The sequence below is a fragment of the Shewanella hanedai genome (assembly GCF_007197645.1).
GTDB lineage: Bacteria > Pseudomonadota > Gammaproteobacteria > Enterobacterales > Shewanellaceae > Shewanella > Shewanella hanedai.
In genome coordinates, this window is record NZ_VKGK01000001.1 from 320,192 (window position 1) to 334,070 (window position 13,879).

General features: G+C 41.8%; 15 protein-coding genes. 8 read left to right on the forward strand and 7 right to left on the reverse strand.

Annotation, left to right across the window (positions count from 1 at the left end; all coding sequences use genetic code 11):
* The first annotated feature begins 5 nt into the window (after window positions 1-5).
* Genes FN961_RS01210 through FN961_RS01225 form a run of 4 tightly spaced genes read left to right on the forward strand, consistent with a single transcriptional unit; the run spans window position 6 to window position 1,849 of the window.
* Window positions 6-317: a FliM/FliN family flagellar motor C-terminal domain-containing protein gene (locus tag FN961_RS01210; RefSeq protein ID WP_143562722.1), complete on the forward strand. Its 312-nt coding sequence runs from the start codon at window positions 6-8 to the stop codon at window positions 315-317.
* Window positions 307-591, forward strand: coding sequence for a hypothetical protein (locus FN961_RS01215; RefSeq protein WP_143562723.1), 285 nt, complete (start codon window positions 307-309; stop codon window positions 589-591). Before FN961_RS01210 ends, FN961_RS01215 begins: the two co-directional genes overlap by 11 nt.
* Window positions 592-1,281, forward strand: a complete 690-nt coding sequence (gene fliP, locus FN961_RS01220; RefSeq protein ID WP_143562724.1) for a flagellar type III secretion system pore protein FliP — start codon at window positions 592-594, stop codon at window positions 1,279-1,281. It begins immediately after the preceding gene.
* A 13-nt stretch (window positions 1,282-1,294) separates the two neighbouring features.
* Complete coding sequence (locus FN961_RS01225; RefSeq protein WP_143562725.1) at window positions 1,295-1,849, forward strand: hypothetical protein; 555 nt, start codon at window positions 1,295-1,297, stop codon at window positions 1,847-1,849.
* A 130-nt stretch (window positions 1,850-1,979) separates the two neighbouring features.
* Here the strand turns inward: FN961_RS01225 and FN961_RS01230 are convergent, their stop codons facing one another.
* The 7 genes from FN961_RS01230 to FN961_RS01260 all read right to left on the reverse strand — a co-directional run bounded on the left by FN961_RS01230 (window position 1,980) and on the right by FN961_RS01260 (window position 8,481).
* The gene (locus FN961_RS01230; RefSeq protein WP_143562726.1) at window positions 1,980-2,318 is read right to left on the reverse strand and encodes a hypothetical protein; all 339 of its coding nucleotides are present in this window, start codon (window positions 2,316-2,318) and stop codon (window positions 1,980-1,982) included.
* Window positions 2,319-2,425: 107 nt separating this feature from the next.
* The gene (locus FN961_RS01235) at window positions 2,426-3,079 is read right to left on the reverse strand and encodes a DUF4178 domain-containing protein (RefSeq protein ID WP_143562844.1); all 654 of its coding nucleotides are present in this window, start codon (window positions 3,077-3,079) and stop codon (window positions 2,426-2,428) included.
* A gap of 395 nt (window positions 3,080-3,474) precedes the next feature.
* A complete protein-coding gene (locus FN961_RS01240) occupies window positions 3,475-4,161 on the reverse strand; it encodes a PspA/IM30 family protein (RefSeq protein ID WP_143562727.1) in 687 nt (228 codons plus the stop codon).
* A gap of 70 nt (window positions 4,162-4,231) precedes the next feature.
* Window positions 4,232-4,645, reverse strand: a complete 414-nt coding sequence (locus FN961_RS01245) for a YjfI family protein (protein ID WP_143562728.1) — start codon at window positions 4,643-4,645, stop codon at window positions 4,232-4,234.
* A 127-nt stretch (window positions 4,646-4,772) separates the two neighbouring features.
* A complete protein-coding gene (locus FN961_RS01250; protein WP_143562729.1) occupies window positions 4,773-6,503 on the reverse strand; it encodes a polyamine aminopropyltransferase in 1,731 nt (576 codons plus the stop codon).
* A 105-nt stretch (window positions 6,504-6,608) separates the two neighbouring features.
* Entirely contained in the window at window positions 6,609-7,508 is a 900-nt protein-coding gene (locus FN961_RS01255; RefSeq protein ID WP_143562730.1) for a DUF350 domain-containing protein, read from the reverse strand.
* Window positions 7,509-7,521: 13 nt separating this feature from the next.
* Entirely contained in the window at window positions 7,522-8,481 is a 960-nt protein-coding gene (locus FN961_RS01260) for a hypothetical protein (protein ID WP_143562731.1), read from the reverse strand.
* Window positions 8,482-8,724: 243 nt separating this feature from the next.
* Here FN961_RS01260 and glnE point away from each other — a divergent pair, with 243 nt between their 5' ends.
* From glnE to FN961_RS01280, 4 genes are all read left to right on the forward strand, one after another.
* Window positions 8,725-11,592 carry a bifunctional [glutamate--ammonia ligase]-adenylyl-L-tyrosine phosphorylase/[glutamate--ammonia-ligase] adenylyltransferase gene (gene glnE, locus FN961_RS01265; protein WP_185972682.1) on the forward strand — a complete coding sequence of 956 codons (2,868 nt, stop codon included), beginning with the start codon at window positions 8,725-8,727 and terminating at the stop codon, window positions 11,590-11,592.
* A 182-nt stretch (window positions 11,593-11,774) separates the two neighbouring features.
* The gene (locus FN961_RS01270; RefSeq protein ID WP_143562732.1) at window positions 11,775-12,467 is read left to right on the forward strand and encodes a porin family protein; all 693 of its coding nucleotides are present in this window, start codon (window positions 11,775-11,777) and stop codon (window positions 12,465-12,467) included.
* A 160-nt stretch (window positions 12,468-12,627) separates the two neighbouring features.
* Complete coding sequence (locus tag FN961_RS01275; RefSeq protein WP_221936083.1) at window positions 12,628-12,993, forward strand: hypothetical protein; 366 nt, start codon at window positions 12,628-12,630, stop codon at window positions 12,991-12,993.
* Window positions 12,994-13,143: 150 nt separating this feature from the next.
* Entirely contained in the window at window positions 13,144-13,875 is a 732-nt protein-coding gene (locus FN961_RS01280) for a hypothetical protein (protein WP_143562733.1), read from the forward strand.
* Window positions 13,876-13,879: the final 4 nt, after the last annotated feature.

Below are 13,879 nucleotides of genomic sequence, written 5' to 3' on the forward strand. Positions count from 1 at the left end.
ATAGAATGTCAGAAGCTTCACCATTTGAATTGACAGAGGTTGTCGATTTACCTATAGGAAAGCCTATAGAAACATCGTTAGATCAAACTATATTAGAACAAACTCAAGTTGAATTGAACGTATATTTGGGAGACGTTTCGGTAAGTATTTCAGAACTTAAAGATCTTAAAGTTAATAGCATAATTCAACTATTACAAAAAGTGGATTCAGAATTTGATCTTAAGTGGAAAGAGGTTGTTGTAGCCAAAGGTCGGTTGGTGGCTGTAGATGAGTATTTAGCACTAGAAATTACTCAGGTGATGCCAAATGAAGAATGAGCTGGGATTAAGAGTGGATGATCCCGTTAGCCCCGTTAGTTGGATAATATTAGGTGTGATCTGTTTAATTACTGTCATTATCTGGATATATATCAAGCAAAAAAAATTAGATCCGTCAAACTTATCTACATCGCATCAACGATTTCCTTTAGGAGGGCAATGTTATCTCATATCTATAGAGACTGAAGGAAAAAAGTATAAATTATATGAAACGCCAAGAGGGCTAATTAAATTAGATTTAGATTACCAACAACCTAATGATTTGGAGGTTTAAGTGGTAGCGACTCAATCATTAAATGAATGGCTACCTCACATTCTTGATAAGCCTTGGTTAGATAGTTTAGCACCAGAGTTAAGAGTTATTCTTACTGTAAGTAGTTTAACTTTAATACCTGTAATAGTCATATCAATGACTGCTTTTACACGAATAATAATAGTGCTTTCTTTATTGAGACAGGCATTAGGACTACAACAAACTCCTCCTAATAGTGTCTTAATAGCTCTGAGTCTGTTTTTAACTGTTTTTGCTATGAGTGGCGTGTTTGAGCAGATTAATAAAAATTCATTTGTCCCCTATACCAACAATTCTATTGAACTTAGTGCTGCAGTTAACAATGCCATTGAACCTTTGAAAAGCTTTATGTTATCTCAAACCGATGAGACTCATTTTGTTCGAGTGTTAGATATGGCTAATGTTGCTGCTCCTAAATCTCGTGATGATGTCTCGCTCATTCATTTAGTACCTGCATTCATGTTATCAGAGTTAACGTTAGCTTTTAAAATGGCGTTTCTTATTTTTTTACCATTTCTGATGATAGACTTATTAGTTGCAAGTAGTTTAATGGCGTTGGGTATGATCATGGTACCTCCCATTACGGTGTCATTACCATTGAAAATAATGGTTTTTATTTTGATTGATGGTTGGACATTAATTGCGGGATCATTAGTGCAAAGTTTTTTATAACGTCGAGAATGTAATGAATAATGAACTGTTAGATTTGATTGAAAATATTCGTTCACTGCCATCAGAAGAGGCTCTGAGCGTGCTTGAAAATACTTCAGTGAATATGGAGGGTGATCCTGATTGGCTTTTTTTAATTGCATGTTTTCAAGCTGATAATAATAGAGTTTCAGATGCGAAAAATAACTTTTTTACTTTACTTGATCAAGACCCTGATAATGAACTAGCACGAATACAACTTGCTTGTATTCATCTTTCACTTGGCGAATTCAAACAGATTTTATATTTGCTTTGTCCTTATTTAGTTTGGCAAAAAAACACAACCTGTATTGCATCTCTGGCACATGCTTTGTTATCTTTTGTACAGAATGATAAAGATAAGGTTGAGTATTATCTAGCTGAGGCTAAAGAGTCTGGTGATGCTCCTAGCTTACAATTAGTTATTCAGCAGTTGGATGCTCTATTGAAAGAAGGGATTATGAATATGGGGAATAAAATAGTAAGTGCAGAAGAGTCTAAAAATAATACAACTAGTCATTTGTTGAATAATCTATACAGTAAAAAATATTAACCAGGTAAATAAATGAACAATATACCTACCTTGTTCATGTATATTAATTACTAGATTAGTATACAAATTAAGGGGTAATTATTCTGTATAGATTACTCATTTTCTGACTCTTAAAGCTACCTTTTTTAAGTCAGTCTTGTTTTTTTTCATCACCAAAATGTATCAAATCATCTAAAACAAATTTCTTTATTTCGAGCTGATTTTCAGGAGATAAATTATATTTTCCAGCAAGTTGGGCATAATCTTCAGGGCTAAGTGAGACTGTGAGCCTTGGACGCTTCGGTCTTTTGGTGACTGAAAGGCCTAAAATGGTGCGGATCTGATCCGATGGGCTAAGCCCTGAATCTAATGCTGCTTTGCGGATAGAGTATTGAAATTTCTCATCGAGATCGAAAGCCACCTGTGTCGCCTTTGCCGCTTTCTGATTTTGTAACCATTGTTCCGGTAGTGGGTGTTTCGGCTTAGTCATTCCGTTTACCTTTAAATGTTGATTAAGCGACGAGTGACGAGCTCGATTAGACGTTCAGGCCTTTTTGCCTTGTCTTTATATCGCAGCTCGTGACTACAGGTTATGCGCTATTTTGCTGGCCAATAATCTCTTATATCAGATAAGGGACGGTATAAGGTTAACATGACATCGGTTTCGCCACCGTCATAGACTTCAACATCGACAGCAAATTTTTCGTCATCATCGAGTAAGAAGTACGACTCAAATGCGTCACCTCTGGCACCATCTTCATCTTGAGGCGGCTTCTTGTTGCGGTAGTCTTCTCGATGGAAATAACCAAACTGAGCAAAATTAACTTGATGGTATTGCTGACCTAACCATTGTTCAAATTGCGTGGCTAATTCATTAGGTAAATCTTGGGTGGTGAGCATGGCTTGCTCATCTTCTTCAAAAATAGCGCCAAACTGGTCGAGATCGAAGATCTGTTCAACCTGACCACGATTGACCTTAATGGAGAAAGCAAGATAGGTCTCATCATCTTCATCAAGTGACAGAAAAATAGTGTCCTGCCCATGGCCTTTCAATACCCATTCAGCCTTTTGGCTGCGTTCATACTCATAGGTATTGACTGACTCAACTCTGAGTTGTTGGCCGCGAAGCTGTGGCGGCAAAGCAAAGCTGTCATCAAGAGAGATCATATCGCCTGTCATTAGATGCGAAGGGTGATCGAGTTGACGTTTTGGCGCCTCTTTTTTACCGAAAAGGCCTTTTAAAAATCCCATCATCGACTCCTGTTATTTGAACTTTTAATACCAATCAGTATAAAGATGTGATCGCTCAGCGAGAGTTTAGCGCTTCTGGGGCAAGGCAACGAGTGAAGAACATAGTTGTTCTACGTTTAAGCTCGTTAACACCGCATCAGATGTGCTAAAACTCGCCTGCAAGGAGTGTTTTTGGCTGCCTACTTCTGCGTTGCATGAACTCACAAGGGAATAACCATTCCATTATCCATTCGCCTTGAATTAGTTTGCCAAAAAACACTCTGAGTAGATCACTTTCTTATACTGATTGGTATAATGCAAAAGAGCGCTTTTCTTAAGATTAAGAAAAGCGCTACTTGTTAGCTATTGAATCTATTCAAGCGATTTTCGTCGAACATCTTCATTGAGCTTAATGGTTACTTACGCGCTTTAAGGCGGTCAAGTACGGCGTTGGCATTAGACTTTTGCTCACCAATGCCTGCTTCGGCAAGTTTAGCGTGCAGTGACTTGTCACTGTTTTCATCAGCAAGTTGCTCAGAAGCAACCAAACGGTCATCAAACTGCTGCTGACGTGCCTTGATACGCTCTAGTGAATCTTTAGCATTTAATAACTTAGAGTTACTGCCTGCAAAAGAGTCAGTGATACTAGCCGTTGCCTTTTGAACACTTTCAGTGGTTTTCACCATGCTCAATTGACGTTGGTAATCAGTTAGTTGACGCTCTGTCTTACGAACAAGATCTTTAAGACGAGTAGCGTGTGCTGTGAAGCTAACGTTTGCCGTTTCTTGCTCTGAAAGCTCTTGGTCTAGTTGAGAAATTTTCTCAGCAACTTCCATTGCTAAAGTTTCATTCTCTTTCTCAAGTGCTTGAGTTGCATAACCTTCATGTTCGCTGATAGAGCGCTTTAGACGGTCAACTTCACGGCTAGCTTGCATCTCTTTAGCCATAACGTCAGTTAATTCACGTTTTGCTTTCGTTAGGTGATTTTCAGCATCACGGATCTCTTGCTCGAAAATACGAGTAGAGTTTGCATCGACGATGCTTTGACCAACTTCAGTAGCACCACCACGAAAAGCGGTTAAAATCTTATTTAGTATGCCCATTATGTGGCTCCTTTTACGTTGTCTCAGCGAGTAGATCCAAGACCAACAAATTGATTAATTAAGTTAAAACTTACTTCAAGAAGTTGCTCATCTCATCGATGACTTCTAGGCAGTTATCGGAAAGAACTGACAGCTCTTGTTCGATCTCCTGCATATTTGACTGAACAGAAAGTGCTCCGTAAACCACATATTTATCATCAATTTTTGCAAATGATGACAGTGGCATTGGGATGTTGAGCTCTAACATTGTCTCAAGCATCTCTAAGCGACGTTCCTGATTAACTTCATCTTCGCCCCAAAGGTAACTGATGCAGAGAACTTGGTTTTCTGTCACCGATACGAATACAGGGATCTCTTCACGTCCAACGATATTGACCTGCAATACCTCAACTTCACCACTGATTGGATAGCAATCAAATTGCAAGCCTGTGTGGCTCTTGTCACAAAGATCATTAAGATGGTTAGCAATAGTGTGAATATTCATATTTGTCCTTATGACATATTATGTCTGGGGTTAAAGATAGCACTACGACATAATATGTCAAGTGCTATTTTTCATAAAAGTAATTCGTCCTGAATTCTGTGTTTTTACTCTTTGCTCTATGTTGAGGTCAGAAGAGTGTGACTCCCTGATTCTCAGACCAAGCCTTTTGGTGATACTGGTACAGTTGCATCGAGCCTATTCGATTTGCTTTGATGTTGTCTATCTCTTGATAGAAATTTCCTGGAAATTCGAAAGACCCTTTGATAAGCCCAGGTGTTAACCAGTCATCTTCTATCGATAATTGTTCGATATCACTTAATCTTGTTTTAGCATCTTTACCTGATACCGTCGCAATACTCCAGCCCCACTCACCAAAGCTAGGCACATTATGATGATACTGGTTGACATCAAAACCTGCTAGCGCCAAGGTTTTCCCTACCGATATAAAGGCGTTAGGCGCGTGGTAAGGTGACGTTGACTGTACGGTTAGAGCACCGTCAGCACTTAAGAGTTCCTTTAACTTTTTATAAAAGAGATCGGAATAGAGTTTATTCAAGTCAGGATGGCTAGGGTCGGGAAGATCGACAATGATAGTGTCGAACTTTTTACCGTCTCTTAGCAGATCATCTACCCCGTTAAAGGCGTCATCAACGACAACATTGACCCTAGGCTCATTGAGTGCATCACCGTTTAATTTGAGTAAGGTTTGGCTTAAACGTGTTGGCATGTCGGCATCGTGAGAGGTGAAAAGCTCAAGCAAATCTTTATCAAGATCAATTAAGGTCACGGCTTTAGGGTTCCATTTAAAAACTTGCTTTAAGCCTAAGCCGTCACCGCCACCAATGATCAAAATATTATCATGGCGTGCACTTGCTTCCATTGTAGGGTGAACCAGAAAAGCATGGTAAATGTGCTCGTCTTCACTGGAAAATTGCAGTCTTCCATTGATATATAAAGAGTAAACTGGCGCGATACCGTTGCCTCTTAAGCGCTCGGTAAAAGTGAGCTGTTGAAAACGCGTCGATTTAGCATAAATAACATTGTCTTTATAGAGCAAGTTATTAAAGTTCTGTTCCCAACTCGGCCCATGCCACGCTAGCAAGAGTAATATTGCTGAGGCGATAAAGTGTCCAACCAGTAGGATTTTGACGAAACGAATTCGATCCCAAAAACGCCAAATAAAGATGAAACCAGCCAGTAGGTTAAAACTGGCTGTTAATGCCGCTGCCAACTGAATATCAATGGCGAGCATAAAGCTTACCCAGATGGCCGCACCTATACCTGCACCAACATAATCAGCGCCATAAATGGTACCTGCGTTATGCATTAAATGTTCGTCACACAGAGATTGGCGCACGCGGGCAATAAGAGGGATCTCCATGCCGATCATTAAACCGAGTATCACGCCCCAAACATAGGGTAGATATTCGCTTAGATGCTGCATGAGGCCGATAAAGCCACCTTCAGGCAGTAGATCTGGCGGCAAGCCTAGCGTGCTGGCGATAATGAGGGGAAGTTGCTGACCAAAGCCAATAATGGCGGCGGTGATTAAGATTGCAAGTGAGCCACACAGGGCAACGCTGAGTTCAAGTATGGCAAAACCTGTATAGGCGCAGCGTATTTTTCGCGCGGCAAAAGCACCAACACCCATCGACACAATCATGAGGCCGATCATGGTGTAGATCGCGGCTTCCAAGGCGCCGAGAATACGTCCTGCATAGTGGGAAAGCAGGTATTCGTAGATTAACCCACATCCAGCAAGTACAGCCATGATGCCAAGCAATAACGTGTCGTCAAACCAGCTTAGTTTTTTCTCTTTGGTGCTTCCAGCTAATGCTGGCTCGGTTACTTCACTCACTGAATTCTCACGATTTACAATTTGAAGGAGGAATAAAGAAGAACGGCTCCAAGAGCCGTTCATTGATTGCTAATATTGCTAAACAGCAGCAATATTAAGGGGCTATTAAGCCATTAGGCTGGTGAGGATTAAGGCAATCGCCACACTTAATGCCAGCTCAACGGTTGCAACACCGATGTTATTTTGTTGCTCAACTTCTTGGGCTAAATTGATGTTTGCCAGTACCACTTTCTTCACTATTTTAATCAGTACAGTCAGTGCGACTAGCATGATAATTGAGAAGGTTAACCAGCCGACTAAGTTAGCGAGGTAAGCTTCTGGATTATAGATAATGAAGTGGCTAGCGGCATTAAAACTCAATGCCATGGCAAGCATGTAGCCGCTGTGACGGATGGCTACGGCTTTATGTTCCTGAACTAAAGCTGTTTGCATCGAAGCATTTTGATTGCGTTTAGCGTAGCGGAACTCGCGAAAACGCGTCAGCAATACGAGCATCAATTGAGAAATGGCAAAAGCACTGAAGATGGCGATAAAGGTATTGAAAGTCAGATCTTCAGCCCACAGCAATACCGAGCGAATGATGATAGCGGTGGCTATCGCGGCACTGGCATCGACGATGGCGACTGAAATATTACCTTTGAGGATAAGCTCGTTTTTGTTGAACTCGTTAAGCGCAATTTTATCGTGCAGGTATCGACCTAGTTTGATTAACACCAGACCGAACAAACCATAAGCCGTCATACCAATCGCTTCAACTAGATAGGAATGAGCTGCTTCCCCTGTAATGGCGCCAGTAAGGACAATACCCAGTCCAGCAATTGCACCAGCGGTGCTAATGCCGAAGGCAAAGTTGTCTCTTTCAGAAAGCTCAACCCGACTGTCGACTTTAATGCTCCAACCCTGAAGGTAACGCATAAAGGTTAGTAGAATAATCGCTATGGTTAAGTCTATGGCCAGTATGATGACCAAGTCTTGCGTAATACCGAAGTTTTGAAATAATGTCATGAGCGTTCCTTATCTATTTTCCTCGGCGTACACCGCGAGTAGTACGACTGTTTGAGTTACGGAAGTTACTGTTCTTTGAGTAATTAGAACGGAACTTGCTGCCACTCTTACTACTGTTGCCTACTGAACTAGCTTTAGGTGCGCTAGTGCTTTGGCGGGATAAACTTGTCGAACCTGTACGCGTTTTGGCATAAGGGCTATCGAATTTTTTACCCTGAGAATTAAACTGCTTCTTAGTTTTCTCAAACGTCTGTTTCTGGGCTGTAGCCTGTTTAGGTGAGGTATAGCGAGAACGACCAACATCATTGTAATAGCTATAATTTCTTCGGCTAGACCAGCGATCGTAACCAATAGGCCCACGCATCACATTAGAGAACATGGAATACATGCCATACCATGCCCAAAAAGACATGCCATTAGAACCCGTTTGCCAGCTGCCATAACCAGGGTTACCGACAAGTTGGCTGCCTGCACCGAGATCTTCAGCGCCATTGGCGAGTGCCGCCGCTTCACGACTAATCGAGTTTACTCGGCCTAAAGCACCTTTAGACATGTCGGCAACCACGTTGAGTGGATCCGATAGCATATCGTTGTACAGACTAGGGTCTGCTGCTTGGTAGATATTTTCAGCTTCAGCTAACTGTTGATCCAAGTCGACATAGTTTTTGGCATCTCCTAGTTCTTTATAGCGGCGAACCAAGGATGTATACATAGGTCCTTTAGTGGTTCCATCTTTCGCTAGTTCATTGAGTAGTGGTACCAGATCCGGTTGCTGCTTAATCAATACACTTGTGTACTGCTTAAGCAAAGTCGCGTTTCGGATCTGACCGTTATCCAGCATTTTTCCTAGGGTATCGATTCTCTGGCCGGCTAATTGCTGAAACTGAGCAATTCGATCAGGCCTGTCATCACCACAACCTACTAAGGTTAATAGCAATGTTAGTGTGAGAACACGTATAAGCATCGCTGCCATGTTTTCTCCATTTTTAGGGTAGAGGCTAAATGAATTTTTCTAGCTATCTATTTCATAACTTAAAACATTTGGAATTAAGTTATAGTAACCTCTAGATTGAATGAAAAAGTAATCTTTTTTTATTTAACTTGTGTCAGGCGGCTCAAAAAGCCAAGACAGTTTACATTTTGGTTACCACCAAGACATATTATGTCTTAAATGATAATAAGTCGATTGCCATAATTGTTAGGGATTATTATTACCATGGAAAATATCAGTAACAAGCCATTATCTGCCATTATTTCAGACGTTGCAGATCGTTACTGGCAACGCATGAATGAAGCATGGCCTGAACTTGCTAATGAATTAACTGAAGATCAAGCCCAAGAACTATATCGAATCATGGGCTTGAGTGATTTTATTGCGGAGCAGTTATGCCGTCACCCAGATTGGGTTCTCCCCCTTTTTAATGGCGAACTTGAAAACCTTTCAAGGCAGGAGTTCGACAAAGATCTGCACGAATTATTGAGTGACTCTTCGGGTGAAGATGAAGTTAAAGCGCTTTTAAGACGTTATCGCAATCGGCAGATGGTTCGCTTAGCTTGGCGAGATTTTTTCAGTTACACCTCTTTAGAAAACTCTTTGCTCGATCTATCTGCACTGGCCGAAGCGTTGATTATCTCTGCTCGTGACTGGCTTTATATCCAAATGTGTAAGCAGTATGGCACTCCGATTGATGCAGAGGGAAATCCTCAACCTCTTATTATTCTGGGAATGGGAAAGCTGGGGGGAAGAGAGCTGAACTTCTCCTCAGATATCGATCTTATTTTTACTTTTCCTGAGCACGGAGAGACACAAGGCGCCCGTCGTGCCATTGATAATCAACAGTTCTTCATCCGTATGGGGCAACGCTTAGTTAATTTATTACATCAAGTGACGGTGGATGGATTTGTCTATCGTGTCGATATGCGTCTTCGCCCTTATGGTGATAGTGGCCCTTTAGTTGTCAGTTTCAGTGGTCTTGAAGATTACTACCAAGAGCAGGGAAGAGACTGGGAACGTTATGCCATGGTGAAAGCGAGGGCGCTTGGTCCTTGGACAGCCCATTCTGATGAGCTTCACTCTATGCTACGACCATTTGTTTATCGTCGTTATATCGATTTCTCAGCGATTGAATCTTTACGGAAAATGAAACAACTCATTACCCAAGAGGTGAGGCGTCGAAAACTGACCGACAACATTAAGTTGGGAGCGGGGGGAATTCGTGAAGTTGAATTTGTTGTTCAAAGTTTTCAGTTGATTCGTGGTGGGCAAGAGCCTGCATTGCGTCAACAAAGTTTGTTTGCGGCAATCGATACTTTATATAATTTAGGCCAGTTAGAGTACCTGGCTGTCGATGAGCTTAAGCAGAGTTATGTATTGTTAAGGCGAGTTGAAAATTTGCTGCAGGGGATCGGCGACCAACAAACACAAACCTTGCCGGATGATGGCTTAAATTGGTATCGCTTATGTCACTGTATGGGAATGGCATCAGAAGCTGAGCTGCGTACTCATATTGAATCTTCAATGAGTAAGATCCATCGTCATTTTCTCGATACTGTTGGTGGTCGGATTGAGGATGAAACTGCTGATTTGTGGACTCAACAATTGTGGATAGCCTACGAAGATGATGATGCACAAACACTGATTAAAGAGCAGATGATTGAAGACCCTGCGCTTTGGCCGCTGTTGAAGTCGTGGCGTGAGACCGTCACAAATCGAAGTATTGGACCTAGGGGACGAGATACATTAGACAAGTTGATGCCTTGGTTGTTGAATGAATTAACTAATTTAGAATCTCCTTCAAGTGCTTTAGCTTCAGTGACTAAAGTGATCGATCAAATCCTAACTCGTACAACTTACCTCGAGTTGCTTTATGAGAATCCTGGTGCGCGGCAGCAACTTGTGAGCCTGTGTTGTGCCAGTCCTTGGATTGCGAGTCAGCTTGCTAAGTTTCCGATGTTACTTGATGAGCTTATTGATCCTTCTCAGCTCTACGACACCACCTCATTGGATGATTATGGCAGTGAGTTACGCCAATATTTACTGCGTGTTCCTGAGGAAGATATGGAGCAGCAGATGGAAGCCTTGCGACAATTTAAGTTATCCCAACAGCTTAAAATCGCCGCTGCAGACGTGACTGGAGTCTTACCTGTGTGTCAGGTGAGTGATCATCTTACCTTTTTAGCTGAAGCTATTATTGAGCAGGTTGTGATGCAAGCGTGGCAACAGGTGAGCAAGCGTCACGGAACCCCTGCATATTTAGCAGAAGGGGTGACAGGTTTTGCGGTCATTGGTTATGGCAAAGCGGGTGGGATAGAGTTAGGTTACAGCTCAGATCTTGATCTGGTGTTCTTGCATAACTTTTCTCGTGAAAAATACCCAGAACAAGGTGAAACAAATGGGGATCGTCCTATAGAGGTTGGACATTTTTACCTCAAGTTGGCCCAAAGAATCCTCCACCTTTTCTCAACTCGTACCACATCTGGCGAACTCTATGAAGTGGACATGCGCTTACGTCCATCAGGCTCCTCAGGCTTGTTGGTGAGTGAAATCGAGTATTTCGGACAATATCAGCGTGAAGAAGCTTGGACGTGGGAGCACCAAGCCTTAGTTCGTGCTCGATTTATGTTTGGCAGTAATGCGCTGTCCAGCCGGTTTAGCGAGCTAAGAACTCAGGTCTTAGAGTTGCCAAGAGAGAGAGCTAAGCTGGCAAAAGAGGTGAGAGATATGCGCACTAAGATGCGATCTCACTTGTTAAAGGTAAAGTCCGGTTTGTTTGATTTAAAGCAAAGTGCAGGGGGAATTGCCGATATTGAATTTATTGCTCAATATTTAGTGTTAGCAAATACCCATGAGCATAAGGAGCTATCGACGTGGTCTGATAACCTTCGAATCTTTGGAACCTTAGGTGAGTTAACTCTTTTATCCAATGCTGATGCTGAAGCCTTAATACGAGCATACCTGTTTCTACGTGATGAGAGCCACAGGCTGACATTGCAGCAGAAACCGAGTGAACTGCCTGTAGAACTCGTTGAAGAACATGCTAACCGGGTGATGGAGATTTATCAGAACACGTTAATGCAAGATTGAAAATCAAGCCGAGTTTAGTGTGATTGCTGTTGTGATGTTATAAATATGGTTTGCATTATGCAAAAAACGGGATGCTTTTGGAGGGCTAGTATACCGTAAGATGTTGAATATTTAATGGGTGTTATGGTTGGCTCGACTATTGCCTTGTACTTAGTACATCTGCTTTAGTCTTGGAGTTGCCCATGAAACCCATTTCAAATTGCGCCTACTGTGGAGTTGTTGCTCCAGATCGCATGACTTTATGTATTCCTTCTCTTCCTTTGGTGGAAGCACACGCCCCGTACTCAATTCTTAAACCAGTCAAAAAAAGAGCGTCGTTTCCTGTTTTATGGGGAGTTATCTTAGGTTGCTTAATGGTGTGTAACAGCGCCCAAGCTGACGATGTCAGATTGAAACTAAGAGATTACTATCTTCAACAGTTGGCTGAAAGTGATAACCAAACGCTTGATGAAAATAGAGTCGATAGTGGGGTAGGGTTTAGGGTCAAGGGAGAGGCTAATCAATTTGAGATAGGTTATACAAGTCAGTCAAACTGGCAAGTGGGCTTTGAGCAACTTGTGCTGGGTGGACAAAACGCACTATTCACTGAGGTGGTCAGTTTGGATTCCGATCTTCAGGAGAGTTTTACTCAAGCTGTAGAGCAATACTCTGGCTGGGGAGCTAAATTAGGGTACCGTTATGTGTTGGAAGGCAACCTCTCATATTCCATTCATGTTGGTGGATTTAACTGGGAGCAGGTTACTTTTAACTCCAGTGAAGAGCAAAAACAAGCTGGGATTGGTGAAACTGGGATCTCTCCTTATGTTGGTGTCGGAGTGGAATACAGGCTCAGTGAGCAGGCTAGTTGGAGCCTAAATTGGCAGCAGTTGAACTGAGAGATAATAGTTTTGATGATCTCGCTGTCACGCTTGCTTACCGATTTTAACGTGATGTCATACAGTGATACGATTTGTTTCAGATATTCATACGCTTAAGATTTTACTGTATGGCGTTTTGGATTATATTGGTAGCTTGGTATTCGCTTAGGAAATGAAAATGATGGTTGGAAATATTGGCACGGCAGTTTTGCTGAATGATCCTAGTCATCTCATGTCACCTCCGGCTAAAAGTGCTGAGGTGGTATCACCTAAACCCGCAAACATGGTTTCAACCAAGGTGGAGTTATCTCCTGCTGGAATCAGTCTCAGTCAAAAAGAGGCGAGCGGAGTTCAAGCGGGAAATCAATTAATCTCAAAGCAGGGCGACACCGAAAAATCCGATGGGATCAAATCTTTCGCATATGGTGCTTTAGGTATGGATCATCCTGACAAGGTTGGTGAAGAGGAGGATGATTCCTATACAGCTGGCCAATTCTTAAAAGCGGCTGCGACAGTGGGGAGTGTTATTGCCCTGTTTATTTAATGTATTCTCTATTTAGTCTCTATTTTTACCTGTTAATTATCCTTTTTATCTCGATTCGAACTTTAAAGTTAACCATTTAAGCTTTGGTGGCTTGTCCTCATTATTTCTGTTTGCTAATAATAATTTTTTAAACTTGTTGATGAAATCATTATGAGTGGAATCAAATTTTTTATTGCGTTAATTCTAGCGAGTCTCTGTGGTGCTTTCCTTTTCAACTTAACGGTAGAATCTGGTGTATTCAGTGACGATAGTGCTAAGAGTCATTCAGATAAGCAGCCTAGCTTTACAAGGTCTGAACGGATAGAAAGAGATACAGAATCTTCAGCTGTGCCTAAGAGGAGCCTTAGGGAGCAGAGAGAAATTGATAAAGCGAATATTGCCGATCTTGAGTCTCGATTGGAACAGATGACAAATGAGGTAGGCAGACTTAATGCACTAGTAGAGACAAAGTCTGTGATCATAGAGGAGTTAACTGCTGAGTTGAAAGTGGGTTTGACTGAATATGCGAAATCTCACATGGAGAAGCAGTTAGAAGAGAAATTAAAGACACAGCTTGTAGAGCTGCCAGGGGCAACCTCACCTGAAGGGATTAAAAAATTAATTGAAACAGAGCGTAGAGATGAGCAGTGGGCCTATGATGTCGAGACACAGCTTGCTGATTTTATTCAAATGTCAGAGGCCAGTGATGAGCTCACTGTAGAAGAGATTAATTGTCGAAGTCAAAGCTGCAAATTTAGCTTTACTCATAATGACTCGTTCGTGGGTTGGGATCAGTTTAAAGGTGCACTTGATGCACAGGAGTGGTGGACGTTTAAGACTACAATTGTTTTCAAAACGTCGAACAATATAGAGGTATTGGTAACCAATACAAACCCTAAGTAAGTCC